Here is a 26,677-nt window from a genome sequence, read left to right as displayed (position 1 = left end):
TTCCGCAGGACGAGACAGGGCCGCTCTCGACGGGGCATGGCATCGGTTTCGGGGACGGGGAGTCCTCCGATGCAACGCCGGCGACGGGTTCCCGAGCATGATCTAGGTTTTCGATGATAGGCATCGGAGTCCGCCGGATTCAAAACAAGTTTTGTAAAGACGGTGTCGAGAACCGTTCCGTGAGTGCCGATGCCGGGCCGGCGGCTCATTTTCGAGTGATTTCGATGTGTGTTGCATCCAAAATTCTTAGCGGAGACGCGGTTTAAAATGATATATTTTTAACGTCTTAACCCGCGCCGACTCCAACGGTCGTCAAGTCTGCCGGGGCCGATCCCATCCTAAGTATCGCATTCCAGGCGCGGTTTAAGGAGAGACGAGTATTCCCGCCACCATTATCGTCGTCGAAGACGACCCGCGTATGGGTCGTGTTCTAACGCGTCATCTGACGCGCGCGGGTTACGCGGTGTCGAGCGCCGCCAACGGATCCGAGATGCGCCGCCTCTATCGTCACGATGGCGCGGACCTTGTTCTTTTGGACCTCAACTTGGGTGCGGAGGACGGCATAGATCTAGCGCGCGAGATTGTTGTCTCCACCCCCGCGGCCGTCATGATCCTGACCGGACGCGATGACCTTCAGGATCGCATCGATGGCTTGGATGCCGGTGCCGATGACTACATCACCAAACCCTTCGAAATCGAGGAGCTGCTCGCACGTATCCGAGCTGTCCTCAGACGACACGCGTTCGAGGCAAGCGCTCACGATGCGATCCAACTGGGCACGCTGAAGCTCGACCCGAGCGCCATGAGCCTGAGCGATCTGTCCAGCGGGGTCTCCCTGCGATTGACCGAGACGGAATCCCGCATCCTCGCGACCTTGATGCGTCAGCATGGACGGGCCGTCAGCCGTGCCCAGTTGCTGAACCGCGAGCCCTTGACCCCGGAAGACCGCACGGTCGATGTCCACATCGGCAACATTCGGCGCAAACTGCGTGACGGCGGTATCGGCACCCTCGTGATTTGGCCGGTACGAGGCCACGGCTACCGTCTGAGGCTCGAGAGCGAATGACCGATTCCGATGCCCCAACGGGGCTCACCACGCGAGCCCGGGGCAACGCCCCAGGATAAGGATCCCCATCCAGCTTAGGCGATTTCTGCAAACTTCCATACCCGTAGGTTGTGCTGACGACAGGAAGCACAACTTCCTCCTACGTTTGGTTGCGCCTCGCACGGCTCGGCACAACCTACGCCCCTGGTATGAAGGTTTCCGGAGTTCGCCTTAAACCGCGCCCAGCGCGGTATGTGATGTTTTTGAATGGGATCGGCCCCGGCAGACTCGACGATTGTTGGAGCTGGCGCGGTTTAATCAGGTAAGCCCTTCACAAATCTTTACTTGAAGCTATCGAGGTCGGCTTGGCCTAATGCGGCATTGTCTCGAAGCGCCCTGACTCCGCCGGGTGCATTGCCATCGCCCGGGATCAGGCGAGCAGTCGGGATCGACGTCTTGTCCCGAAAGGAGAGTCAACATGCGACTGATGTGTCTTGATGACGATCCTCGAATCGAGGCCGTTCTGGGACGTTTCCTGAAACGGTTCGGGCATGCCGTGGATTTCCATGTATCGATCGCTTCCTTCAAGGCCGCGCTTGCGTCCGATTCCCCCGAGCTTGTCCTCCTCGATCTGGGTCTGGGCCGGGAGAACGGCATCGATGTTATCCACTGGCTGGCCGAGACCCATCCCGGGATTCCCGTCGTTCTTCTTTCCGGACATGGCGACGATCTGCTCGACACTGCGCGACGCATCGCCCGCTCGACCGGAATCCAGGTCCTCGGGGCGGTATCCAAGTCCCGGATGGTGAAGGAGCTTCCCTCAATCCTGGAGAAGGGCGTCACGGCGGCACAGCAAAGGCGGGACCGAAACCCGCACGCCGGGGCTGATATCACCCGGCAGGATCTGGAATGGCAGATCCGGAGCGGCGGTATCGTCGCGTATTTTCAACCCATCGTCTCGCCGGCCGACGGGCGGTTGAGGGGCGCGGAGGTGCTGGCGCGCCTGCGGCTGCCGAGCGGACAGATCCTCGGTGCCGGGGAGTTCATTCCGCTCGCCGAATCGAGCGGGCTCATCTACGAGGTCACCGAGACCCTGTTCGAGCGTCTGATCGAGTCGCGCGAGACGCTTGCCGCGTCGGGACTGACCTTCATCGCGGTCAACCTGTCGCCGTTGATCCTGCAGCAGGAGCGGTCCTTGGTACTGGTGCGCCGCTTGGTCGGCGGGCTCGGGGGAATCTGCGCCGTCAAGATCGAGATGACCGAGAGCGCTGCCAGCGCTTATCCCGATATCTTGCGCAGCGTGGCGGCTCAGATCCATCTGATGGGCGTGTCGTTGGCGATCGACGATTTCGGGATCGGCTATTCCTCGATGCGGGCGGTCGCCGAGCTCCCGTTCGACACGTTGAAGATCGATCTGTCGTTCGTCTCGGAGATGTTCGATTCGCCGAAAGCGCTGAAAGTGTTACGCGCCATGATCAGCTTCGGTCAGACGCTGGAGCTGCAGGTGGTTGCCGAAGGGGTGGAGACGGAGGCGCAGCGGCGCTTGTTGCTTGAAGCAGGCGTCGATTTCGCGCAAGGCTATCTGTTCGGTAAGCCCATGACAGTGGAGTTGCTGGCGAGCATCTTCTCCGTGCCGAAGACGGATGCCGATTCCGAACCCGGGTCTAAACCTGACCGGGACCGGGACCAGGAGCCGGAGTCTTCGCTCGCGCCGAGCGTGCCGACCGGGCGCATCGACGGGGGCGAGATCGGGCGAACCATCATGGTCGTCGATGACGACCAGCGCATGCTGCATGCCACGGCACGCCTGGTCACGGACTGGGGTTACCGCTGCGAGATCTTCGCGGATGCACGCACCGCATTGCAGGTCTGCGAAGTCGCTGCCCCACGGCTTCTCATTGTCGACATCTACATGCCGCAGCTCGACGGGTTCGAGATGATCAAGCGGATGCGCCGGATCGCCCCGGCAACGCGGATCCTCGCCGTGAGCGGCGATGTGATCCGCGGGCACCAGACCAATGTCCTGGACATGTGCCGAGCCTTGGGAGCGGACGCAGTCCTGCAGAAGCCGATTGCCCCGGATCAGCTTCGGGCCGTGCTCGAGCGTCTGATCGGTGGACCGGACAGGGGTGATTCGGACGGCGTGGCCGTCGCGTCGAGTCCGCAGCGCGTCGAGGAACCGCAGCAGGTCGATGATCCGCAAAGCGAGGGCCGCGCCTTGGTCCAGTAGGTGCCGAGCGACAGCAGTGAAACAGCAGTCCAGCGCCGGCGCCACCATGAGCCCGATCCGCACCGTGGCGCTCACGGTTTTGCTGGCCGTGCTCGCCCTGGCCGGCAACCATTTCAACCTCTCGCTCTTTTTCGGTCTGGACATCCTCTTCGGATCCGTGGCCGTCCTCTTGGCCATTGTCTGGCTCGGGACCCGCGCCGGCTTGATCGTCGCGACCGCCTCCGGTGTCTATACCTATCTCCTTTGGGGTCATCCCTTCGCGTTGATGATTTTTCTGGCCGAGGCGGCCTTTGTGGGCTGGCATCGAGATCACGCGCGACGACGCGGCCGCGAGGTGCCGGTGCTCGGTCTCTCGGTGGCGCTCTATTGGGCCTTGATCGGCATCCCCTTGGTTCTGCTGTTCTATCGTGTCGTCATGGGGATGGTCTGGCACCAGACCCTGGTGGTCGCGGTCAAGCAGCCCTTGAACGGCATCCTGAACGCGGCCTTGGCGGGGCTGGTGGTCATGGTCGTGGCCGCCGCGAGAGGTCGCCCGGGCAGCCTCTCGGCACGAGAGGTGTTGTTCACGCTCTTCCTCTCGGGGTTTCTGCTGCCGTCGATCTTCCTTGTTGCCTGGGAGAATCGTGATCTCAAGGACCGTTTGGAGCAGGATCTCGCCGATCGTCTGAGGATTTTCGGTGTGCTCGCCATTCACGATCTCGGCCCGGCCCCACCCGCAACTACGAGTGAAGCGGCCCGAATCCTGAGCCATGTACAGGAGATGACCCGGCTCTTCGGCAACACACTGCCCGATTCCGCCAAGCTCGAGGTCCGTCCGATCGGGCTGTTCGGGGGCATCGGGTCTACCGCGGGTGCGCCGCATACGCGCGTCGTCCGAACCGCGGCCGAGGGTCTGATGATCCTCGTGCCGGAGGATTGGCATCCCTCGCGGATGGCGCTCTGGCGGCAGGCACGCTATCGCATGATCCTGCCGCTTGCAGAGCCGACAGTCGGCGCGGGTCTGTCGATCGAGCTCAGTGCGGCCCCGCTGGTCGACGAGCTGCAGCGCAGGGTGCTGCGTCTGCTGACGCTTCTGCTGGCGATCGCCGGGATCGCGATCCTGCTGGCGGACCGATTCGCCGTGCTGCTGGTGCGTCCGTTGAAGCAGCTCGTGCAGATCGCTGTCGAGGTGCCCGCTCGGGTCGTCGCGGGCGAGACGCTGACCATCCCGTCGCCCGGGCTTTTGACCGAAGGACGGGCACTGACCGACGCCTTCGGGGCCATGGCCAACCGCCTTGTCGAGGGCTTCGCACGGTTGGCCGCGAGCGAGGCTTCGCTGCGCGAGGCGCAGGCAACCGCGCATCTCGGCAGTTGGAACTTCGATTACGTCAGTGGCCGGCTCGCCTGGTCAGACGAGGGGTTTCGACTGCTCGGGTATGCGCCCGACGCCGTCACGCCGAGCCTGGAGGCGTTTTACGCGGTCGTGCCCGAGGAGGATGGCGTGCGCGTGCGGGCGGCAATGGAGGCCGTCCTCACCCGCCCCGATGGTCTTTTTGCCGTGGAGCATCGGGTGCAGGGTGTCGACGGCGTGCAGCGGATTCTCCGCGCGGAAGGTCGAGCGCACTTCGCCGATGACGGAACACCGTTGCGTTTCTCCGGAACTGCCATCGATATCACCTCGCAGCGCGCGGTCGAGGATACCTTGCGGGCGCAGGAGGAGCGTTATCGTCTGGTCGTGGAGAACATCGAAGATCTGGTGGTCCGCACCGATGCCCAAGGCCGATTCCAGTATGTCAGCCCCTCCTATTGCAGGCTCTTCGGTCGCGACGAGGCCGAGCTGATCGGCCATCATTTCATGCCGCGTGTCCACCCGGACGACCGAGAACGCACGGCGGAGGCCATGCGTGCGCTGCAGAACCCGCCGTACACCTGTCGGATCGAGCAGCGCGCCGAAACGGTGCTGGGTTGGCGGTGGTTGCAGTGGGTCGACCGCGCCGTGCTCGACATGGAGGGCCGCGTCGACGCGATCGTCGGGATCGGGCGAGACATCACCGAGCGCAAGGCCGCCGAGTCGGCGCTGGCGGAGGAGCGTCGCCGTCTCGCCGACATCATCGCCGGGACACAGGTCGGGACCTGGGAGTGGGATCTCGTCACCAATGCATTGACGGTGAATCCGCGCTGGGCCGAGATGATCGGCCGCCGCCTCGAGGATCTCGAGCCGACCACGATCGAGACCTGGCAGGTGTTCTGTCATCCCGAGGATCTCGCGAGGTCCGAGAGCGCGGTCGCGCGGCATCTCCGCGGCGAGACCGACCAGTACTTGTGCGAGCTGCGGATGTTGCACGACGACGGCCGTTGGATCTGGGTGCAGGATCAGGGGCGCGTCTCGGCGCGCGATGCGCAAGGTCGGCCGCTGCGTATGGCCGGAATCCATGAGGATATTACCGTCCGCCAAGAGGCCGAGCTCGAGCTGATGCGGCGCGAGTCCCTCGAGCGCGAGCTGCTCGGGCTGGCCTCGGCCTTCGTCGCAGTCTTTGATGAGAATCTCGACCCCCTGGTCAACCGAACCCTCGAGCGGCTCGGCGGCTTCACCGAGTCGGATCGGGCCTATGTGTTCCGGTTCGATCTCGCCGCCGACACCATGAGCAACAGCCATGAGTGGGTCGCCCCGGGGATCGAGCCGATGATCGGGCATCTGCAGCAGATGCCGATCGAGCACTTCTCCGCCTCGATGCAGCTTCTCGAATCCGGACAGGCCGTTGTCGTCCCGCGTGTGGCGGAGCTCCCGGACGCCTGGGCCATGGAGCGCGAGGTCCTGCAGTTCCAAGCGATCCTGTCGGTCGTGCTGGTGCCCCTGCTGCAGGATGAGCACCTGATCGGTTTCGTCGGTTTCGATGCGGTGCAGGCGCCGCGGGACTGGTCGGAGGCGGAGGTTCGCTTCCTGCGGGTCTTTGCCAGCATCCTGGTGAGCGCGTTCGAGCGCGCCCGCACCTACTCGGAGCTTCGCGACAGCAACCTGCGCTATGACGAGCTCGCCGTGCAGAGCCGAATCGTCAACTGGGAGGTCGACCCCCAAGGTCTCTTCACTTATCTCGGCTCGGCGGTCGAGGCCGTTACCGGCTATCGCAGCGAGGATCTGGTCGGTCGGAAGCACTTCTTCGACCTGACGCCCGAATCGATGCGATCCCGCGTGAAGTCCGAGGCATTGCAGCTCTTCGGGCGCCGTGATCGCCTGAGCGACTACAGCAATCCCATCCGTTGCGCCGACGGCGCGACGATCTGGGTTCTGACCAACGGTGCGCCGGTCGTCGCCGAGGACGGCAGGCTGCTCGGCTACCGCGGCACGGATGTCGATATCACCCAGCGGCATCGGGCGCAGGAGCAGCTTGAGCAAAGCGAGGCCCGTCTGAGCGCGGTCTTCGAGAATGCGCCCATCGGGATCGCGATCGCGGATTCCGACGGGCGACTGCATCTGGCCAATCGCGCGCTCGGCGAGTTTCTCGGCTATGACCCCCAGGATCTCGTCGGGATGCGCTTCGACGAGCTCACCTGTCCGGACGATCTGATGACGGAGCTGGCCTTGTTTCGGGAGCTTGCGGCGGGAAAACGCAACCTCTACCGAATGACCAAGCGCTATCGCAAGGCCGACGGGACGATGGTGTGGGGTGATCTGCGGGTCGTCTTGCTGCCCGGCTTGGCCGATGATCGGCCCATGGCGCTCGGGATGGTCGAAGACATCACCGAGTTTCAGGCCGCGACCGAGCGCAAGCGCGAGCTCGAGGCCACGCTGTTGCACTACACCAAGAACCTGGAATCGCTGGTCGATCTCGCCAGCCGGGCCCTGCCTGCGACCGAGGAGCTTCGCGCCATCCTGCAGATCGGGTGTCAAGGCCTGGGCATGGACGCCGCCGACATCGGAGCGATCGGGTCGGACCGGACCTATCGCGCGGTCGCATCTTATCCGGACGCCGATGGATCGCAAGTCGGGTCTTTACCCGAGGCCTGCGTCGCGCTCGACACGGACACGGCGGAGCCCGGCATCCCGCATCTCTTGGTCGGCTCGCAACTGCCGGATGGGGCGCGGCAGGCAGGTTACCTCTCCTGCGTTCGGATGGTGTTGCGGTGGACCGGGCCAAACAGTCGGGTCAGTGCATTGGTGATCAGGTTCTGGGGACGCGCCGACTGTCCCGCGCTGTCGGGTCCGGGCCGAGAGCTGGTGCGTCTGATCGGCCAGCGCATCGTCGCTCAGCAATACGAAGAGCAGCTTCAGGCCGCGCTGATCGCTGCGAAGGAGCGCGAGACCATCGGTCATCTGGCGAGCGGCGTGGCGCACGACTTCAATAATCTGCTCGGGGTGATCGACGCCAATCTCTATTATCTCGAAGCCATCCTGAGCGGCGAGCAGGGTGATCCGGAGGTGGCTCAGGTCATCGAAGAGACCCAGAGTGCGCTCGGTCAAGCGAAGGTCGTCACCTCGGGCATGCTCTCGCTCAGTCGCGCAGGCGGCATCGTGCCGGAGAGCGTGGAGCTCGAGAAGACGATTCGCGAGCTGGTGACGATCCTGAGACAGATCCTCCCGGCCAAGATCAACCTCGGGCTGGATCTCGAACCCGGACTCGCGGCCATGAGCAATTCCGCGTTCCTTCAAGCCGCGTTGCTGAACCTTGTCATGAACGCGCGTGATGCGATGCCCGATGGCGGGGATCTGCTGATCGCCGCACAGACCGTCGCGTGGGACGCCCTTGTTCCGCTGGCGGTCGGTCGACTCGATCCGGGTGAGTATGTTCAGGTCAGGGTAGTCGACACCGGGTGCGGCATGCCAGACGAGGTCTTCGAAAGGCTCTTCGAGCCGCTCTTCTCGACCAAGGCCAAACAGCGCGGGCATGGACTCGGCCTATTCATGGTGCAGGAGTTCGTCATGCGCTCGGGTGCGGGTCTGGTCGTGTCCTCGCAGGTCGGTCGGGGCACCGAGTTCCGTCTCCTGATGCCGCTCGCCCCCCGAGGATCCTCGCCACCCGACCCGGTCGCGCTGTCAAACGGGCATTCGACTACGCCCCTGCTGCGGATCCTCGTCGTCGATGATGACCCGCGTATCAGGGACTCGGTCGGGCGATTGCTGATGTTGGACGGCATGCTGGTCTCGTTCGCCGAGAATGGCCAAGACGCCCTCGATCTCTTGGGACGCGACGCCGACTTCGACCTGGTGTTGTCGGATCTGGCGATGCCGGTTCTCGACGGCGTTGCCCTGTGTGGCGAACTCGCGCAGGCGTTCCCGCATCTGAAGGTGATTCTGATGACCGGCCAGGCCCCGTCGGCCTTCTCGCTCGATGCCTTGCCATATGCGCCGCTCGTGCTGCGCAAACCTATCGATCACGGTGCTCTTCGAGCCGCGATCGCGGAGTTCGTTGGCGGGCCCCGAGAATGACGAGGGTCGTGGCCCGATGTTCGGAGCGACATCCGATGACGCCATACGCATTTACATTTATTTACTGTATAGCGGAATCCCATTCGCTTAATCTGGTCGGCGAAGCCTCTTCATGGAGTCCGGGCCGATATCATGCTGCTGGTTGGCTCTCTTGCTCGGTCGGCCTGAATAATCCGAAAACCGAGGGACGTATCTGACAAGGTTCCTCTCGGCGCCTCAATATTGGTTGAACTATGTTTGATTTTTTGCCGATCGTTCGACGCAGTCGTGCTCGAGTCCGCTATGCAGACAAGATCCGAGAGCAATATGACTGTGTGTCCGCGTACTTGCCGGTCCTGACATTGTCCTCCCGTTATTCGCCCTTGGTCTCGAGCCGCGCCATCTCGTTTCATCGCAAATTGGATTTCGGCGAATCCCGAAAGACAGTCATCGACTGTCTCGGTCGACCGGGACATTCCATCCATTCGCCCAATCCTGTGACGGGGGCGATCTTCGTCTACCGCTATCGGGTCGAGGATTATCGAATTCGCGACGAGTTCCATTTCTCATCGCATGGGCTCTTCTATGTCAGCCGGACATTCTCCTCCGTCGCAACGCATATGCATGCGGACATTCTACGGATGTACTCCGACAAATATCTCGGCGGCTCGCCATTCGACGCAATCAAGCAAAAGATCGTCGATTCAGGCGAACGCGAGATCTTGGCGACCCCAGCACCTGCGTCCACCGTACACTATGTCGCGACCTCGCATCCGACCGTTCGGCAGATTGCCGACTACGCAGGAAGCGCACGCTCGAATGACGCGCATCCCGACGACATACAGAGAGATTCCGCGTTGCACGATTGGATGTAGGTCGGGTCGAGGGCCATCATCGGCTTCTCGCACATGAGATGGGCGCGACCTTCTTCAATTAGTTGGTGCTGACGCGCCGTTGGAATGCCCTGCACAACGGCGCCTAGGTTCCCGTGACCGACCTGATCGTCTCCAACCCCTATCTGGGTACCCCGGCGCGTTCGCGGCTTCACCGTAAGAAGTGCCGACCGAATAAGCCCCGACCTTCCGGCCGGGGCTGTGCGTGTCATTCAAGCCCGATGCGCAGGCTCAGAGCGATTTCTTGCAGAAGTACCAGTCCACGCAGTCGTACTCGCCGCTTGCAACCCGTGCGTTCGCCTCCTCTACGCTGCCAGGCGGCGGGACGATGACCTTCTCGCCCGGCTGCCAGTTCTCGGGTGTGGCGACCTTGTAGGCATCGGAGGTCTGCATGGCCTTGACCAGACGCAGGATCTCGTCGATCGAGCGGCCGTTGCTCATCGGATAGTAGAGCATGGCCCGCAGCACGCCTTGCGGATCGATCACGAAGGTCGCGCGCACCGCCGAGGTGTCGCTCGCGCCGGGCTGAATCATGCCGTAGGCCTTGGCAACCTGCATCGAGAGGTCGGCGATGATCGGAAAACCGATCTCCACGTCGAACTTCTCCTTGATGTTGCGCACCCAGGCGACGTGGCTGTAGTGGCTGTCGATGGAGAGGCCGAGCAGATCGCAGTCGAGTGCCTGGAAATCGGCATGGCGGCGGGCGAAGCCCATGAACTCGGTGGTACACACCGGCGTGAAGTCGGCCGGGTGCGAGAAGAGCACCAGCCACTTGCCGCGGTAGTCTTCCAGGGTCTTGCGGCCGTGGGTGGTCGGGGCATCGAAGGCCGGCGCCGGCTCGTTCAAACGCGGCATGGCGGGGGCGGTCATGGTCTCGTTGGTCATGGGTCGATCTCCAGGTATTCAGTGGTTGTTGCGTCATCCCTCGTTCGAGGTTGACGCTAGATTAGCGATCGGTGATGAACCTAAGAAGTCGTTTGTTGCGATGGCGGCCATCGTCAAGAACGATTGATTTATATCAAACGATTTCTAGTAACGATCACGCGAGGTGCGAAGGGGCCATCCTTGGCTTGTGGTCTGCGCAGCCTCGCGATGGATCCGGATCCTATCCGACGTCCGGGTTCGAGGCGCGTGCGCCGGCGGTCTTTGGCATTCGGATTGCGTCTGAGGGCGATGTCGTCACAGGGTGTCGGACGTCGCCCCGGTCTCCAACTGCTCGAGCCTCACCCGCAACTGCGCGATCTGCTTGCTTAGAGGCGTTGTTGCGGGCACACGTGACTCCAAGTGTCCGATCGGGGTTTCACCGGCCTCAAGCGCTCCGCGTCGGCCACCGCCGCGTCCCGCGCGCATCCGCCCGTCACCGCAAGGGCCACGTCCACGCCCCTGACCTTGCCCCTGTCCCTGACCACGACCGCGTCCGGATCCACGTCGACCCGTTCCGTCTTGCATCGGCATCTGTTGTTCCTCGTCGATAGCGGACCTGTGGGCCGGCCCCCGGCTCGGTGGCCTCGACTCGGCGCCGCACGTCCGCCTGAAAGAGACATCACCCATGCACCCCGGCACCAGCCAGGGCGGCAGGGCTCCAAGGCAGCGACTCGCGCGCAGCCCGAGTGCGGAGTATCGGCGCTTTGCCGACTGCTTTACCCTGAGATTTCGCAACCGAAAGTGCACCTATGTGCGTTTCATGGGTGCCGACGGAAGTCCGTCCCCGACCTCTCGGAAAGGCGGCTGCATGCCCGGATGTCGCCGCGCACGCTGCAGTCGAGATTCCAACCCGGCGGCCTGTTCACTTCCGGACGGGGCGCAGAACGGCCGACTTCGGAGAACCGGCACTTCCGGTATGATCGGCGTCCAACTAGCCCTGATGCGAGGGATCCCGTCATGCGATTTCCTTACGGCTTAAGCGATTTCAGCAAGCTCATCCAGGACGGATACTTCTACCAGGACCGTACCGATCGGATTCCCCTCCTCGAAGCCGCAGGGGATCAATTGATCTTCATCCGCCCCCGCCGCTTTGGCAAAAGCCTGCTGCTGTCGATGCTGGAGCACTACTACGATGTGAGCCGGGCGGCGCAATTCGAGGCGCTGTTCGGACATCTGGCGATCGGCCGGAATCCCACGCCACGGCATAACCAGTATTTCGTGATGAAATGGGATTTCTCGCTGGTGAAAGCACAGGGAGAGATCAAGGACATCGAAGCGGTGTTGCATCAGCATCTCAATGATCGCATGGCTCAATTTGCCGCCGATTACGCAACGCATCTCACCCGGCCCGTGACGCTGCGCCCGGATAACGCCATTTCGTCGCTGGAATCGCTACTGAGCGCAACGCGGGCGGCGGGCCGTAAACTCTATCTGCTGATTGACGAATACGACAATTTCGCTAATGACGTGCTGATGGCCGGGCGGAAACAAGAATTTTACGAAGCCCTCTTGTATGGCGAGGGCTTGCTGAAAACCGTGTTCAAGGCGGTAAAAGCGGCGGCGGGTGGTTTAGGGCTGGATCGGGTGTTCATCACCGGGGTGTCGCCGGTCGTCCTCAGCGACATGACCAGCGGCTATAACGTCGGGGAGAATATCTATCTCAAGGCGACGTTCAACGATCTGTGCGGTTTCACCGAGGCGGAGATCGCCGCCGTGCTGGCGCGCATGGCCGTGGAGGGCGGTTCCTGGTCGGCGGCGGAGGCCATGGAGACCATGCGCACCTTCTACAACGGTTACTGCTTCAGCGAAACCGGCGGCGAGCGGCTCTACAATCCGACCCTGAGTCTGTATTTTCTCAAAGCCTTGCAGACCGATGGTGGCTATCCAAAGGAAATGCTGGATGAAAATCTGGCGATGGATCGCGGCAAACTGGCCTACATCGCGCAGCTTCCGCATGGCGAAGCGGTGTTGATTCAGGCGCTCAATGGCGCGGAGGGGGTGATCATTCCGCGCCTGGCCCGGCGCTTTGGCGTCGCGGACGTCTTGATCGCAGTCAAGGATCAGCCGTTCATGGCCTCTCTGCTGTACTACTTCGGGGTCCTGACCTTTGCCGGTCGCGGCGTGCTGGGCAAGGCGATCCTGAACATCCCCAATCTGGTGGCCCGCTCGCTCTATGTCGAACGGTTGCGGGAGCTCTGGCTGCCCACCTACGACGATCGCCAGACCATCCCGCGTCTGGCGGAAACGCTGTATCTCAAGGGCGATTTGGCCCCGTTGGTCGCCTTTATCGAGCAGCGTTATCTCCCGGTGCTCTCGAATCGGGATTATCGCTGGACGAACGAGCTGCTGGTGAAGATCGCCTTTCTCACGCTGCTGTTCGATGACCGGCTGTACATGATGGTCTCGGAAACCGAGGTGGACCACGGCTATAGCGATCTGAGCCTGATTGTCCGATCCGATATGCGGCAGTTTCAGGCCCTGGATCTGCTGCTGGAATTCAAGTACCTGAGCCTGAAGGATCTGGGCCTGACCGGGGAGCAGGTGCGTGAATCCACCGCGGCGCAATTGGCGGCGCTGCCATTGATCCAGGCGAAACTGACGGAGGCGGCGGATCAGGCGCAACGCTACGGCGCCGCCTTACGGACCCGCTACGGCCTGACCGATCTGCGCCTGTTTGCGGTGGTCGGCGTCGGGCTGGAGCGGGTGGTCTGGCGGGCGGTCCAGCCGGTCGGACCCTAGCGACGGGGAGGGCCGTCGGCAAGGCCAGGACGCTGTCGAAATCGACAGACCGCCGGACCGCCGACTTCAGTCGGCGAGTATCCACAAGCACGGGGAGTCCCGGTCAGTTGCGGCGTCGCCGCCCCCCTCGCGCCGACTGAAGTCGGCGGTCCCGGAAAGCGGGCTTCGTGCCTGACATCAAATGCGGGCGGCAGCGGTTGCCCGAACAAGCGCTCGGCCGCGAGCAGCCAGCCGCGCACCGCGTTGCCCGGGCCCAGGCGGTCCAGTTCGGCAAGCAGGCGCGGCCAGTCGATCGCAGCCGCAGCCGGCAGTGCGCGTAGCCGCGCAAACTCGTGCAGTTGGCGCAAGGATCGGCGGCCGGAGTCGAAACCCTGATCCTGCACCTGATGGTGCAGCGCATTGTGCAGCAGCCGATGCTCCAAGGCCGGGATGCGCAAGCGCAGATCCTCCCATGCCACGGGCTCGGCCGCGGCGACCACCCGAGCAACAGCGCCACCGCCCCCTTGAGCAGGAGAGGCTCGAACCCGGCGGCATTGAGCAGGCGCACGGTATCGCGCAACACCGCCAGCAGCCGGTCATTGCGCTCGGCATTGAGCCGATGCAGCTCGGCCAGGGCGATGCGTACCGGTTCCGGCACCGCCTCCAGCCGTTGCCTCGCCGCCAGGGCGACGTAGCTGGACGGTGCGGGAGCGACGATGGGACATGACAAGTCTCCTGACGGATGATGGAGCGAGCGACGGTTGAGCGGACTGAGACGGCCAAGGCGCCTGACCGCAAGTCGAAGGCGGATCGACACGCAGCGGCGGGCGCTCATGCGCAAGCGACGCCAGGCGCGGGATCCGCCCTGCCAAGCCGCCGGACATGCAGTGCCGGCGCAGCCGGGCGCCAAGCGTCGTTGGACCATCGGTTGGCGAGCGTGACTTGAGGCCGCTGACAGGGCCCTGGGAGTGGGGAGTGGTGAGTGGTGAGTGGGAATCGGGGGGACCAGCAACGGTGGATCATCAGGCGGCGCGGCTTCATTGGAAATCGCCGACGCGCAAACCGGGGAGTCCGTCCTTGCGTTGAGTGTGTCCATGGCCCAATTCACAGCGATCTTACCCACACAGTCAAGATCAGCAGGGCGGGGCAGGTGTTGTGTTTTGCATCACCCACGCGCCGCGCGATTCGGCTGATCAGCGCGTCCGGTCGGCCGAAAGACGCGCCGATCGTCGGCCGCCCGAGGAAACCTGGGGCAGACCACGGTAGTCCGGCCCGAGCGGGCGGTCGTCGCGTGCAGGAAAGCCACCGCGCCACAAGAGGCCGTCGAGATCCTTCGGCAGGAGCCCGGCGCTTGCCAGCTCCGCGATGGCGAAGGCCAGCAAGATGCTATGCTCCCCGCGATTCACGACCCGCGAGAGACGCCATGCGCTTTTTCACCACCGAAGGCCCGGTCCGCCCCGACCGTCACTACAGCCTGCCGCCGCTGTCGCGCTGGAACCTGGGCGAAGTCCTCGATCTGATCGACCAGGAAAAATACTTTCTGCTCCATGCCCCGCGCCAGACCGGCAAGACCTCCTGCCTGCTGGCGCTCATGGCGCATCTGAATCGGGAGGGGCGCTATCGGGCGGTCTATGCCAATCTGGAGGGCGCGCAGGCCTGGCGCGAGCGCCTCGCCGATGCCATGGCGACCATCGTCACCGACATCGCCACCTCGGCCCAGGTCTGGCTCGGCGACGAGGAGCGCCCGCGTCACGCGCGGGAGGTTCTGTCCACCACCGCGCCCGGCTCGGTCCTGCACGTTTTTTTAAGTCAGTGGTGTCAGCAAACGCCGCAACCGCTGGTGCTGCTGCTGGATGAGGTCGATGCCCTGGTCGGCGACACCCTGCTGTCGTTGTTGCGCCAACTGCGCGCCGGCTATCCGCAACGTCCGGGCGCTTTCCCGCAGACCATCATCCTGTGCGGCGTGCGCGATCTGCGCGACTACCGCATCCATGCCAGCTCCGAGCGCGAGGTCATCACCGGCGGCAGTGCCTTCAACATCAAGGCCAAATCGCTGCGGCTGGGCGATTTCAGCGCTGAGGAGACCCGCACCCTGCTGCTGGAGCATACCCAAGAGACCGGGCAGGTCTTCACCCCGGAGGCGCTGGAGCGCGTTTGGGAGCTGACGCTGGGTCAGCCCTGGCTGGTCAATGCCCTGGCCTACCGCGCCTGTTTCGAGCTGCGCGCCGGACGTGATCGTTCCCGGCCGATTACCTTAGACCTCATCGATCAGGCCAAGGAGGGGATGATCGTCGAGCGCGTCACCCATCTGGATCAGCTCGCCCACAAGCTCCAGGAACCGCGCGTGCGGCGCGTCATCGAGCCGATGTTGGCCGGGACCACGCTCGGCAACGTACCCGACGACGACATCCAGTATCTGCTCGATCTGGGCCTGCTGCGCCAGCAGGGCGGGGGCCTGACCGTCGCCAATCCCATCTATCGCGAGGTGCTGCCGCGCATGCTGGCCTTCACCCCGCAGGCCTCCCTGCCGCAGATCAGCCCGACCTGGCTCAAGGCCGACGGCACCCTGGATCCGGCCGCGTTGCTCGATGCCTTCCTCGCCTTCTGGCGCCGGCATGGCGAGCCGCTGCTGGGCAGCGCGCCTTATCACGAAATCGCCCCCCACCTGGTGCTGATGGCCTTCCTACATCGGGTGATCAACGGCGGCGGCACCCTGGAGCGCGAATACGCCATCGGCTCCGGGCGCATGGATCTGTGTCTGCGCTATGAGGCGGTGACGCTGGGGATGGAGCTGAAGGTGTGGCGAGACGGTCGCCCCGATCCGCTCGCCGAGGGGCTGATCCAGCTCGACGATTATCTCGCCGGCTTGGGGCTGGACAGCGGCTGGCTGGTGATCTTCGACCGCCGCGCCGGACAGCCGCCGATCGCCGAACGCACCGACAGCACCACCCGGATCAGTCCCCGGGGGCGCTCCATTCACGTGATTCGCGCCTGAGCTGGGCCGAGCAGGATCTGCGGCATCTTCAGCTTGCGGTATCCAGGGAGACGGATCACGCGGGTGGCGGCACAATGAATTTACCTTGTTTTTGCCCGGTAGGGCTTGGCCGGGAGGTCGGGCCGGTCTAAGGTGTCGTCAGATTCAGGCTGCGCTCGGCCGCGCGGTGCGCGCTCGGGCCTGCTCCCGGGGCGGGGGACGCTCCACGCTCGATATTGCCGGACCTCGACGTGAGCCTCAGACGACAGATCGTGATTTTCCTCGGGTTCCTGTCGGCCCTGCTGATCGGGGCGACCCTGCTGTCCTTCGCGCTCAGTGCCGGTCGGGTCGAGGGCCATCATCGGCATCTCGCGTACGAGATGGGCGTGACCTTCTTCAAGCAGTTGGTGCTGACGCGCCGTTGGAATGCGCTGCACAACGGCGTGTATGTTCCCGTGACCGACCTGATCGCCCCCAACCCCTATCTGGATGACCCGGCGCGTGATGTCGTGACCCGCGACGGGGTGGAGCTGACCAAGGTCAATCCGGCGTACATGACCCGGCTGCTCTCCGATATGGCGGCCGACCAGGAGGGTGTTCGCTTCAAGATCACCAGCCTCAAGCCGCTGAATCCACTGAATGCCCCGGATGATTGGGAGCGCGAGGCCCTCTTGGCCTTCAGGGAGGGTGCGCGCGAGTATGCGGGCCTGGCGGAGGAGGAGGAGGGTGGACACGAGACCTTTCGATTCATGGGTGCGTTGATCACGGAGAAGCCGTGCCTGGCCTGTCACGAGAGAGATGGCTACAGGATCGGGAGCGTGCGCGGCGGGATCCGTGTGTCGCTGCCGTACGAGCCCTTTCGGACGGCGATCGGCGCCGGCGTCATGCAGTTGCGCATCGGTCATCTCGGCTTTCTCGCGACGGTGCTGGTCCTGATCTGGGGCACCGGTTGGCTGTTGTGGCGACAGGCTGCGCAGGTTGAAGGGCTGAACGCGCACACCCGTCGCTTGAATCGCGATCTGCACGCCAAGACGGAGGCCATGCTTGTTCAGAACGCCGAGTTGGATGCAGCCCTGTCCGAGGCCGAGCGTGCCGGTCGTGCCAAAAGCGAGTTTCTCGCCAACATGAGCCACGAGATCCGCACCCCGATGAATGCGGTGATCGGGCTGAGCGATGTCCTGCTGCGCACGCCCTTGAGCGATGAGCAGCGCGATTCGCTCGGCAAGATCCGCAGCGCCTCGCGCATGCTTTCGGGGATCATCGCCGACATCTTGGACTATTCTGCGATCGAGGCAGGACGGCTCGCGCTGGATCCGCGAGCCTTCCGTCCGGCGGAGCTCGCCTCGCAGATGCAAACCTTGTTCGGGGCAGCGATCGCGGAGAAGGGACTTGAGCTGTGCGTTCGGGTCGATCCCGAGATCCCTCCGGCGCTGCTCGGGGATGTGTCGCGTCTCGAGCAGATCCTCTCCAATCTGATCGGCAACGCGGTCAAGTTCACCGAGCACGGTGAGGTCGTGTTGAATATCCTGAATCTCGGGCGCGACGCCGATCGCGTCCGCCTGCGTTTGGAGGTTCGAGACACCGGGGTCGGCATGACCGATGAGACGCTCGGCCGGCTCTTCGAGCCCTTCTTCCAGGCCGACACCTCAAGCACCCGGCCCTACGGCGGCAGGGGATTGGGGCTGGTGATCAGTCGCCTGTTGGTCGAGTGCATGGAGGGGACGCTCGCAGTTGAATCGACGCCGGGCGCGGGAAGTCTCTTTGCGGTCGAGCTGGACTTGCCTTTGGCCGATCCGGCGGATGTCGAGACGCATGAGCCGACGCCCCCCGGCGATCCGGGCGACGGGGCCGAACCGACGGCGGGTTCCCCGCCGTCTGAACGACGTGTCGGGGCGCCGAGGCCGCCCGCCCCCGATTTTTCCGGTGCCTCGGTCCTCGTGGTGGAGGACAATCTCCTGAACCAGGAGGTGGCCAAGCGCATCCTGGAGAAGACCGGCGCGCAGGTCACCCTGGCCAGCCATGGTGCGGAGGCGGTGGATCTGGTGCATGCGCGTCGCTTCGATCTGGTGCTGATGGACCTGCAGATGCCGGTGATGGACGGTTTCGAGGCGACGCGACGTATCCGCGCGTCCTTCCCGGACCTGCCGGTGATTGCACTGTCGGCCGCGGTGATGGAGGCCGACCGGGAGCGTGCGCGGGTGGCGGGTGTCCAAGGTCATTTGGCAAAGCCGATCGACAGCCGCCTGTTGTTCGAGACCTTGGCGCACTGGTTGGCGCGAGGTTCCGAGAAGGCTGCGGGCAACGCGACGTCCGAGCCGCCGGTGGCGGCGCCATCGACGGCCGCGGCCGCGGGCGGACCCGAGCCGGATGGGGGCGTGACCGGCATGGACGATGCGGGCGCGTCTCTGCTCGTCGCGCGGCTGCGCGAGATTTGGACGCTTCTGGACACGGGCAACATGCGTGCACTCGATGGCTTTGCACAGGTCCGCGAGCAGATCGCACGGATGCCGTGCAGCGAGTCACGCGCTCTGGACGATGCTCTCGACCGTCTTGATTTTGTTGAGGCAAGGGCCTCGGTATCCGCGCTGATCACGCGTTTGACGACGGCCGACGGTCGGGACCGTCTGCTTGAAGACACTCGGATGATCGATCCATGACCAGCGACGATCCTTTGCGCCCCGAAGCCGATCGGGCGACCGAGCAGGCTTCGGCCGCGGGCTGCGGTAGCCCTAAGCCGGCAGGCCCAGCCCGCGGTTCGGCCCGGGAGGCTCACGAACCGGCGTTGTCGCTGAAGGTGCAAGCCCGCGCGGCGCTCGAGCAGGGGGATCTCGAACGGGCGACGCGCGATCTGGCGCAGGCCCACGTCGAGCCGCTGAAGCTGATCGAAAACCTGCGTATCTATCAGGCCGAGCTTGAGATTCAGAACGAGGAGTTGCGCGCCGCTCAGCTCGACACGGAACGCGCCGTACAGCGCTATCTGCGCCTCTTCTCCGACATGCCGATCGCCGGCTTGGTCATCGACCGCATCGGCCGGATCCTCGAGGTCAACCGTGTCGCCGGCGAGCTGTTCGGCCTGAGTACGCGGCATCTGCGTCACCACTTTCTGACCCGATTCACGAACCGCAGCTGCGAGGCGACGCTCTACGAGGCGTTGCGCCAGGCCTGCGCGAGCGGCCGGGCGAGCGTCGCCGAGCTGACGTTCTCGAGCGGCGACGGGGTCGGCTTTGTCGGCGAGCTCGCGTTGGCGGCGCTGCCGGTGGAGATGGACGACACGCACGAGTGTCGGCTCCTCGCCATGATCATCGATCTGACCGCGCGCAAAGAGACCGAGCGCGACCTCCTGGATCTGAACCGGCGCCTGGCCGAGACATCGACCCGGGCGGAGGTTCTGGCCTCGCGAGCCGAGGAGGCGAATCGCGCGAAAAGTACCTTCCTGTCCAACATGAGCCATGAGATCCGCACGCCTATGAACGGCGTCATCGGGATGGTCGAGCTGTTGCTGGACACCGAGCTGACCGAGCAGCAGCGCGAGTATGCCGAGAGTGCGCGCATCAGCGCCGAATCCCTGCTGGGTCTGATCAACGATATCCTGGATCTCTCCAAGATCGAGGCGGGCAAGGTGGTCTTGGAGACGTCGGACTTCGATCTGCGTGCTCAGCTCAAAGAGATTGCGACGATCGTCGCTCATCGCGCGCGCGCTAAGGGACTGCGACTGGTCTGCGAGGTGCCGGCGGAGGTTCCGGTGCTCCTGCGCGGAGACGTCGGGCGCTTGCGCCAGATCCTCGTCAACCTGATGGGCAACGCAATCAAGTTTACTCCGAGCGGAGAGATCGGGGTCCGGGTCGAGATAATGTCGCCAGGCGACGGCCAAGGCGAGGACAAGGGCGAGACGGTGTCGCGCTCGGACGAGATCCGGCTCGGTTTCGCTGTCCGCGACACCGGCATCGGGATCCCGGCGGACAAGCTCGGGATGTTGTTCGACAGCTTCAGTCAAGTGGAGTCCGGGATTACGCGTCGCTACGACGGCACTGGGCTGGGCCTGGCGATCTCCAAACAGCTCGTCGAGCTCATGGGCGGGGAGATCGGTGTCGAGAGCCGGGAAGGGCAGGGCTCGACCTTCCGTTTCAGTGTCCGTCTGCGCCGGGTTCCCGGGGCCGCAGGGCTGACCCGACCGGTGGATCCCTGCGATAACGAGCTGCTGCGGCGCGCTGCGGGTCCCGAGCTGCCATCGGCGCGTGCGGGCGAAGCCGGCCCGGCGACTCCGAAGCCGGCGCCGCGTTTCGACGGCGCTTCGATCTTGGTCGCGGAGGACAAGCCCGTGAATCAGGAGGTCGCGAAACGCCTGCTCGAGAAGACCGGGGCACGCGTCACCTTGGTCGACGACGGGGCCGCGGCCGTGGCCATCGTCGCGAAGCAACCCTTCGACCTGGTGTTGATGGATCTGCAGATGCCGGTGATGGACGGCTTCGAGGCGACGCGTTTGATTCGTGGCCAGGCACCGGATCTACCGGTGATCGCGCTTTCGGCCGCAGCGATGGACGATGACCGGGTGCGGGCGCGCACAGCCGGTGTCGATGCCCATCTGGCCAAACCGATCGACAGCCAGGCGCTCTACCGGACCCTGTCCATCTGGTTGGCGCCGGGTACCGCCGAGACCCGAGCAAGCGCCTTGCCCGAGGTCCCGGAGCCGGATCGCCCGGGAGCTCGATCCGGCCCGGACGAGCCCGCCCCGAGTCTTCCGACGACGCTCGAGGGGTTCGATCTGGAGCAGGGTCTACAGTACGCCGGCGGCGATGCGGCCTTCTATCACACCCTCTTGCGGGGCTTCCGGGACGAGCTGGGCAAAGAGCTTGCGGATCTTGCCGAGCGGCTCGGAACCGGCAAGGACGCGGGGACCTCGGCTCGGATGGTACACACCCTCAAAGGGCTCGCTGCAACCGTCGGTGCCGTGCGTCTAAGCGCAATCGCGACGCGTCTCGAGAGTGCACTGAGGAACGGGGCTTCCGTGACGGCAGAGATGATCGGGGAGCTCGACGAGGCATTGATGCAGGCCCGGGCGCGATTGGATCGTCTGCAGCTGCCAGTGAAGGCTTCTCCCGGAGACGGGACGCGAGATCGGCAACGTGCCACCGATGTCGTCGCCGACGAGGCGAGCCCGGCTGCGAGGAGCGCTAGGCCGATTTGGCCTCACGCACGGCGTCCGAGTCTGTTGATCGTGGACGACCAACCTATCCAGATCCAGGCGATGTATCGGGTTTTCCAGGATGATTGCGATGTCTTCATGGCGACCGACGGCGAGCAGGCGCTCGCGCACTGTCGGCGCACCCCTCCGGATCTGATCCTGCTCGATGTCGTCATGCCCGGGATGGACGGATTGGCGGTCTGTCGCGCGCTCAAACAACAGGGCGCAACCGCCGACGTTCCCGTCCTGTTCGTTACGGCGCAGACCGAGGCATTGGATCAAACCCAGGCGCTCGAGGCCGGCGGTGTGGATTTCATCAGCAAGCCGGTCAATCCGGCCGTGGTCCGGGCTCGGGTTCGAACCCATCTGACCCTGAAGGCGCAAGCCGACCTGATGCGCGACATGGCCTATCTGGATGGGCTGACAGGTATCGCCAACCGGCGAGCCTTCGACGAGCGCTTGCGCACGGAGTGGTGTCGGGCACAGCGCGACGGCAACCCGCTTGCGGCCTTGATCCTGGATGTCGACCACTTCAAACGCTACAACGATCGTCATGGCCATCAAGAGGGCGACGCCTGTCTGCGGGCGATTGCCGAGGCACTGATCGGGGTTCCCTGTCGCGGACACGATCTGATCGCACGCTACGGCGGAGAGGAATTTGTTTGTCTGCTGCCCGGTTGCGACATGACAGCAGCCATAAGGCGGGCGGAATGTCTGCGCGTCGCCGTCGAGGATCTGGGCATCCCGCATCTGGATTCTCCGGTGAACGCTCACGTCACGGTCAGTATCGGGGCGGCGGTGCTCGTGCCCGATGATCGGACGTCTCCCGAACGACTGCTCGAGCAGGCCGACGAGCAGCTCTACCGCGCGAAGGGTGCCGGTCGGAACCGTGTCGAATCCGGTGGCGCGGGATAAGCGCTACGGCGTCGCCGTGAGCCTCCCCGGCGACATCGCCGTCGCGTACGCAACGCGACGTGTCGGAAATCAGTCGAGCACTCGATCCAATCGTTGTCGTAATCGTCTACGATGAACCGTTCCAAACGGTCTATCGTGCGACGCCCCGGCAATGCACTGCACTCGAAAGCCGACTTACGATTCGATACACGCTCTTGCGTCGATTCGGGTCATCGGCGAGCATAGCCAAGAAAGCGGCTCGGGTTTTCGGCGCGGCACTCGGGCATGAGATGTTCGAGCGTCGCTGCGCCGAGCTCTGGATTCAGGAGGGCGTGGTGTGTTCCGACCGGGAGGGAGATCTTTGAGCGAGCGCGTTTCAGGGGTGCGCAACCACCTGCCGTCGGCGCACGGCGGCGAGCCCGAGTTTTTCCGACGCATGGTCGCGGCGAGCGCCGACGGTTTTGCTTACCTCGATCGCGATCTCACGTATCGCGCCGCCAACGCCACTTACCTAAGCTCTTGGGACTGGACATCCGAGCAGGTCATCGGCCGTCGCGTGGACGAGATCATGGATCGGGATTTCTATGCGGAGGAGGTCAAGCCACGCTTGGAGGCATGTCTCGCCGGAGAAAAGATCGTGTACGAGGCACAGCTCCCGAGGCGAGGCGTGCGGATCGGCTGGGGTGAGGTGAGTTATACGCCTTGGCTCGACGAGGTCGGGGAGGTCGACGGGGTTGTGGTCTGCGTGCACGACACGACGGCCCGACACGCGGCGAACAATTCGCTCAGCCGCCTTGGAGAGATCGTCGAGACGGCGCAGACCGAGGTGTATGTCTTTGATCCTAAAGACCTGTGTTTCGAGCAGGTGAATCAGGGCGGCCGCTCCAACCTGGGCTTCGGCATGGAAGAGCTTGCCGCGATGACGCCGTTGGATTTGATGCCCGATTACGATACGCCGACGTTTATCCGTTTGCTCGAGCCGCTCCGTCAAGGAAGCAAGAGCCAGGTTATATTGCAGACTCGGCATCGGCGCAAGGATGGCACCTGCTATCCCGCGGAGATTCGCCTGCAACTCTTGGGCAAGGAACCCCGCTTCGTCGCCCTGACCACGGATACAACCGAGCGCCAGCGTGCCGAGGAGGCGATCAAGCATCTCGCGTTCTTCGATCCGCTCACGGGTCTGCCCAACCGCCGTCTTTTGATGGATCGGCTCGATCGCGCAGTGTCGGCGACTCGGCGTAGCCATCTCATGGGCGCACTGATCTTCGTCGATTTGGACGATTTCAAGACGCTCAACGACACCCTTGGGCATGATCAGGGCGACCGGTTATTGCGCCAAGTCGCCAAGCGTCTCTCGTCCTGTATTCGAGAGACCGACACGCTCGCCCGTCTCGGCGGCGACGAGTTCGTGGTGATGTTGGAGCGTCTGAGCGGTCGAGCGGAGGAGGCTGCGACGCAGGCGGAGGTCATTGCCAACAAGCTGCTTGCAGCCCTGCGCGAGCCTTGTGCACTGGAAAATCATGAGTATCGGTGCTCGGCCAGCATGGGTGTGACCCTGTTCGGGCGGCGGCCCGTGAGCGTCGAGGAGTTGATGAAGCAGGCCGATCTGGCCATGTATCGGGCCAAGGCCGCGGGACGCGACACATTGCGTTTCTTCGACCCCCAGATGCATGTCGAGGCGTCCGCGCGTGCGGCGCTCGCCGCGCGCCTGCGTCTGGGCTTGGATCACGGCGAGTTCCTCCTCCACTACCAGAGCCAGGTCGACGGGGCTGGGCAGGTGACCGGTGCCGAGGGGCTCCTGCGCTGGCAACACCCGCAACGAGGACTTCTCGAGCCTGCCGCCTTCATCAGGCTGGCCGAGGAGACCGCGACGATCCTGCCGTTGGGTCGATGGGTTGTCGAGATGGCCTGCGCCAAATTGACGAGCTGGTCCGAGCGCACCGAAACGGCCGGCCTGACGCTCGCGATCAACATCAGTGCGGCGCAGTTTCACCATCCGGATTTCGTCGCTCAGGTCTTCGCCGCGATCGAGCGGCACGGCTGCGATCCGAATCGCCTGAAACTCGAGATCACCGAGAACCTCCTGCGCGACGACCGCGAAGGCACGATTGCGAAGATGTCGGTGCTCAAGGAGCGGGGCATCGCCTTTGCACTCGATGACTTCGGAACAGGCTACTCCTCGCTGGCGGATCTCGGGCGGCTGCCGTTCAAGGAGATCAAGATCGATCGCTCATTTGTACAGGATCTCGTGACCAACGAGCGGGATGCGGCGATCGCGCGCACCATCATCGCCTTGGGCGACACGCTCCACCTCGATGTCATTGCCGAGGGGGTCGAGACCGAGGCCCAACGCGACTGGCTGGTCGGGCACGGCTGCCATGCCTTTCAGGGCTATCTGTTCGGCCGGCCGGGTCCGGCGGAGACCTCGGCAACGCGGCTGGATGCCTGACCTTAAACCGCGCCCAGCGCGGTATGTGATGTTTTTTGATGGGGCCGGCCTCGGAAGGCTTGGCGACCGTTGGAGTCCGCGCGGTGCAGATTCGCAAGGTTCGATGCCGCCCGACCGATGCTTCAGACCATCTTGTTCAGCCTGTATTCAAGGATCCCCTGCGCACCAGCCGCACTGAGCTTCGGGACGAGGTCCCGCACCGAGGCGGCATCGACGATGGTCTCGAGCGCCAGCCATTGACGGTCGTAGAGATGGCTGACCGTCGGGGCATGCAGACTCGGCAGCAGCGCGACCACGGCGTCCAGGCACTCGGCCGGGACGTTGCACTTGAGCGCGACCTTATGGCGAGCCCGCAGGGCCGCTTGGAGCATCAAGGCGATCTGCTCGATCTTGGCCCGCCGTACGGGATCCTGCATGGCTTGGGGATTGGCGACGAGGCGCGTCTCGGTGATCAGGAGATCCTCGACGATGCGGAGTCCGTGGGCGCGAATGGTGCTGCCCGTCTCGGTGATCTCCACCACGGCGTCGACCAGCCCCTCGACCACCTTGGCCTCGGTGGCACCCCAGGAGAACTCGACGGCGGCTTCGATCCCGCGTTCGGCGAGATAGCGCTTGGTGAAGCCGACCAGCTCGGTGGCGATCTTCTTCCCGGCCAGATCCTCGACCCGCTGGATCGGCGAGTCTTGCGGCACCACCAAGACCCAACGACTCGGGCGGTTGGAGACCTTGGAGTAGGTGAGGGTGCAGATCTGCTCGACCTCGGCCTGTGATTCCAGGATCCAATCCAGCCCGGTCAGCCCGAGATCCAGCGCGCCGCGCTCGACGTAGGGGGCCATCTCCTGGGCACGGATCAGGGCGCAGCGGATATCCGGGTCGTCGATGTCGGGGTAGTAGTTACGCGCGTGCGCTGTGATGTTCCAGCCGGCTTGGGCGAACAGCTCGATAGTGGCCTCTTCCAGGCTGCCTTTCGGGATGCCGAGCTTCAATAGGGGCATGAGGACTCCGGTCGATGGCTGCAGTATTGACCTGCCATTATGCCTCGAATCAAACATCGGCAGTGCTTGCGTATTCCACATCGACGGCCTATTTCTAAGGGGGCGAAAAGCGAATCCCCGCGTTCGAGATACGGTCGGGACGGCGCTCTTTAGGAAGGCGGCGCGATTCCGCATCGCGCGGCCTCGGCCTTCGTGATGATCGGGAGGCAGGTGTTCAGTGATGCATCAACGATTCGATCTCGTCGTCATCGTGGGGGCGATCTTCCTCGCGATCTTCGTCGCCACTGCGGTGATCCTTCGCTTCTTGGGCGTTCCGGGCCGCGACGCGGAATCGGTTGCCGATTCTCCCCCGGCGGCGACCCGGCAGTTGGATCGTCCGCGCATTTTTACCGTACCGGATGCGCCGACCCCGGCGCAGGGGTGGCGGGACGAGCGATCGTTGCGTTACGGGTCGCTGCGCGATGGAGGATCGGTGATCGACGGCTATCGCTTTCGCCCGCTCGAAGAGCCCGAGCTGCGCAAATTCGGTGGTCGAGCCGATACACCCGATGACCGATCGGCGGATGGGTCCGGCGCACGTGATCGCGGTCTCGACGCCCCGCTCTTTCGTCGCGACGACCGATTGCCGGAGGGCTTCCCCTCCGAGTGGGGGGAAACACACTATCGATTCCGTCCGATCGAGCCCCCGAGGAGCGCGCCCGATCCATGGCGCCCGTCGCGCGACCCGCGAAGACCGCCTGGTTTCACCGATCCCGGACTCTTCGAGCCTCCGCCGCAGTGGGGGGCGACGCCGCCGGTGCTGCCGCTTCCTCTGCCGCCGCCCTTGCCTGACCTCTATCCTTCGCTGATTCCGCCAAACGATCATCGACTCACGGTACGATAGTCGCGTTGCCCGGAGAGGGTTGCCGTCGATTGGAGGAGACCGGTCAGGCTCCGCTCGCCTCGTGGATCCGGCGGCCTGTCGCGCAACTCGAGGCCAGGTTTGGGCCT

The 26,677-nt window shown here is 64.2% G+C and carries 15 protein-coding genes; 10 read left to right on the top strand and 5 right to left on the bottom strand.

Translation table 11 applies throughout. The annotated features are described in order from the left end of the window. The first annotated feature begins 379 nt into the window (after nucleotides 1-379). The 4 genes from AADX97_RS05225 to AADX97_RS05210 all read left to right on the top strand — a co-directional run bounded on the left by AADX97_RS05225 (nucleotide 380) and on the right by AADX97_RS05210 (nucleotide 9,533). Nucleotides 380-1,066 carry a response regulator transcription factor gene (locus AADX97_RS05225; RefSeq protein WP_374232442.1) on the top strand — a complete coding sequence of 229 codons (687 nt, stop codon included), beginning with the start codon at nucleotides 380-382 and terminating at the stop codon, nucleotides 1,064-1,066. Between the two features lie 457 nt (nucleotides 1,067-1,523). Then, the gene (locus AADX97_RS05220) at nucleotides 1,524-3,275 is read left to right on the top strand and encodes an EAL domain-containing protein (protein ID WP_374232348.1); all 1,752 of its coding nucleotides are present in this window, start codon (nucleotides 1,524-1,526) and stop codon (nucleotides 3,273-3,275) included. Between the two features lie 16 nt (nucleotides 3,276-3,291). Then, entirely contained in the window at nucleotides 3,292-8,679 is a 5,388-nt protein-coding gene (locus tag AADX97_RS05215; RefSeq protein WP_374232347.1) for a PAS domain S-box protein, read from the top strand. Between the two features lie 398 nt (nucleotides 8,680-9,077). Further along, a complete protein-coding gene (locus AADX97_RS05210; protein WP_374232346.1) occupies nucleotides 9,078-9,533 on the top strand; it encodes a hypothetical protein in 456 nt (151 codons plus the stop codon). Nucleotides 9,534-9,782: 249 nt separating this feature from the next. On the opposite strand, the gene AADX97_RS05205 is transcribed toward AADX97_RS05210, so the two are convergent. Both AADX97_RS05205 and AADX97_RS05200 read right to left on the bottom strand, forming a co-directional pair. Next, on the bottom strand, nucleotides 9,783-10,436 hold the full coding sequence (locus AADX97_RS05205; protein ID WP_374232345.1) for a peroxiredoxin: 654 nt from the start codon (nucleotides 10,434-10,436) through the stop codon (nucleotides 9,783-9,785). A 294-nt stretch (nucleotides 10,437-10,730) separates the two neighbouring features. Beyond that, nucleotides 10,731-11,006, bottom strand: a complete 276-nt coding sequence (locus AADX97_RS05200; RefSeq protein WP_374232344.1) for a hypothetical protein — start codon at nucleotides 11,004-11,006, stop codon at nucleotides 10,731-10,733. 426 nt (nucleotides 11,007-11,432) lie between these two features. Here AADX97_RS05200 and AADX97_RS05195 point away from each other — a divergent pair, with 426 nt between their 5' ends. Further along, complete coding sequence (locus AADX97_RS05195) at nucleotides 11,433-13,214, top strand: AAA family ATPase (RefSeq protein ID WP_374232343.1); 1,782 nt, start codon at nucleotides 11,433-11,435, stop codon at nucleotides 13,212-13,214. Here AADX97_RS05195 and AADX97_RS05190 read toward each other — a convergent pair. After that, a complete protein-coding gene (locus tag AADX97_RS05190; protein ID WP_374232342.1) occupies nucleotides 13,211-13,672 on the bottom strand; it encodes a hypothetical protein in 462 nt (153 codons plus the stop codon). The two genes, AADX97_RS05195 and AADX97_RS05190, sit on opposite strands and share 4 nt — an antisense overlap. Before the next feature lie 714 nt (nucleotides 13,673-14,386). Beyond that, nucleotides 14,387-14,575: a hypothetical protein gene (locus tag AADX97_RS05185; RefSeq protein WP_374232341.1), complete on the bottom strand. Its 189-nt coding sequence runs from the start codon at nucleotides 14,573-14,575 to the stop codon at nucleotides 14,387-14,389. A 41-nt stretch (nucleotides 14,576-14,616) separates the two neighbouring features. Between AADX97_RS05185 and AADX97_RS05180 the strand changes: the two genes are divergently transcribed. From AADX97_RS05180 to AADX97_RS05165, 4 genes are all read left to right on the top strand, one after another. Beyond that, nucleotides 14,617-16,188: an AAA-like domain-containing protein gene (locus AADX97_RS05180; RefSeq protein WP_374232340.1), complete on the top strand. Its 1,572-nt coding sequence runs from the start codon at nucleotides 14,617-14,619 to the stop codon at nucleotides 16,186-16,188. A gap of 230 nt (nucleotides 16,189-16,418) precedes the next feature. Then, the gene (locus tag AADX97_RS05175; protein WP_374232339.1) at nucleotides 16,419-18,824 is read left to right on the top strand and encodes a response regulator; all 2,406 of its coding nucleotides are present in this window, start codon (nucleotides 16,419-16,421) and stop codon (nucleotides 18,822-18,824) included. Nucleotides 18,825-18,949: 125 nt separating this feature from the next. Beyond that, nucleotides 18,950-22,264: a response regulator gene (locus AADX97_RS05170; RefSeq protein ID WP_374238820.1), complete on the top strand. Its 3,315-nt coding sequence runs from the start codon at nucleotides 18,950-18,952 to the stop codon at nucleotides 22,262-22,264. 340 nt (nucleotides 22,265-22,604) lie between these two features. After that, nucleotides 22,605-24,692 (top strand): putative bifunctional diguanylate cyclase/phosphodiesterase, encoded by a 2,088-nt coding sequence (locus AADX97_RS05165; protein ID WP_374232337.1) that lies wholly within the window; start codon nucleotides 22,605-22,607, stop codon nucleotides 24,690-24,692. Nucleotides 24,693-24,814: 122 nt separating this feature from the next. Here AADX97_RS05165 and hisG read toward each other — a convergent pair whose 3' ends face one another. Beyond that, entirely contained in the window at nucleotides 24,815-25,687 is an 873-nt protein-coding gene (gene hisG, locus AADX97_RS05160; RefSeq protein ID WP_374232336.1) for an ATP phosphoribosyltransferase, read from the bottom strand. Nucleotides 25,688-25,907: 220 nt separating this feature from the next. Here hisG and AADX97_RS05155 point away from each other — a divergent pair, with 220 nt between their 5' ends. Continuing rightward, complete coding sequence (locus tag AADX97_RS05155) at nucleotides 25,908-26,570, top strand: hypothetical protein (protein ID WP_374232335.1); 663 nt, start codon at nucleotides 25,908-25,910, stop codon at nucleotides 26,568-26,570. Nucleotides 26,571-26,677 lie beyond the last annotated feature (107 nt).

The sequence above is a fragment of the Thiocapsa sp. C2-2m genome (assembly GCF_041903745.1).
Lineage (GTDB): Bacteria > Pseudomonadota > Gammaproteobacteria > Chromatiales > Chromatiaceae > Thiocapsa > Thiocapsa roseilacustris.
The sequence above is the reverse complement of the archived record's forward strand: the minus strand, read 5'-3'. Positions and strand labels throughout refer to the sequence as shown.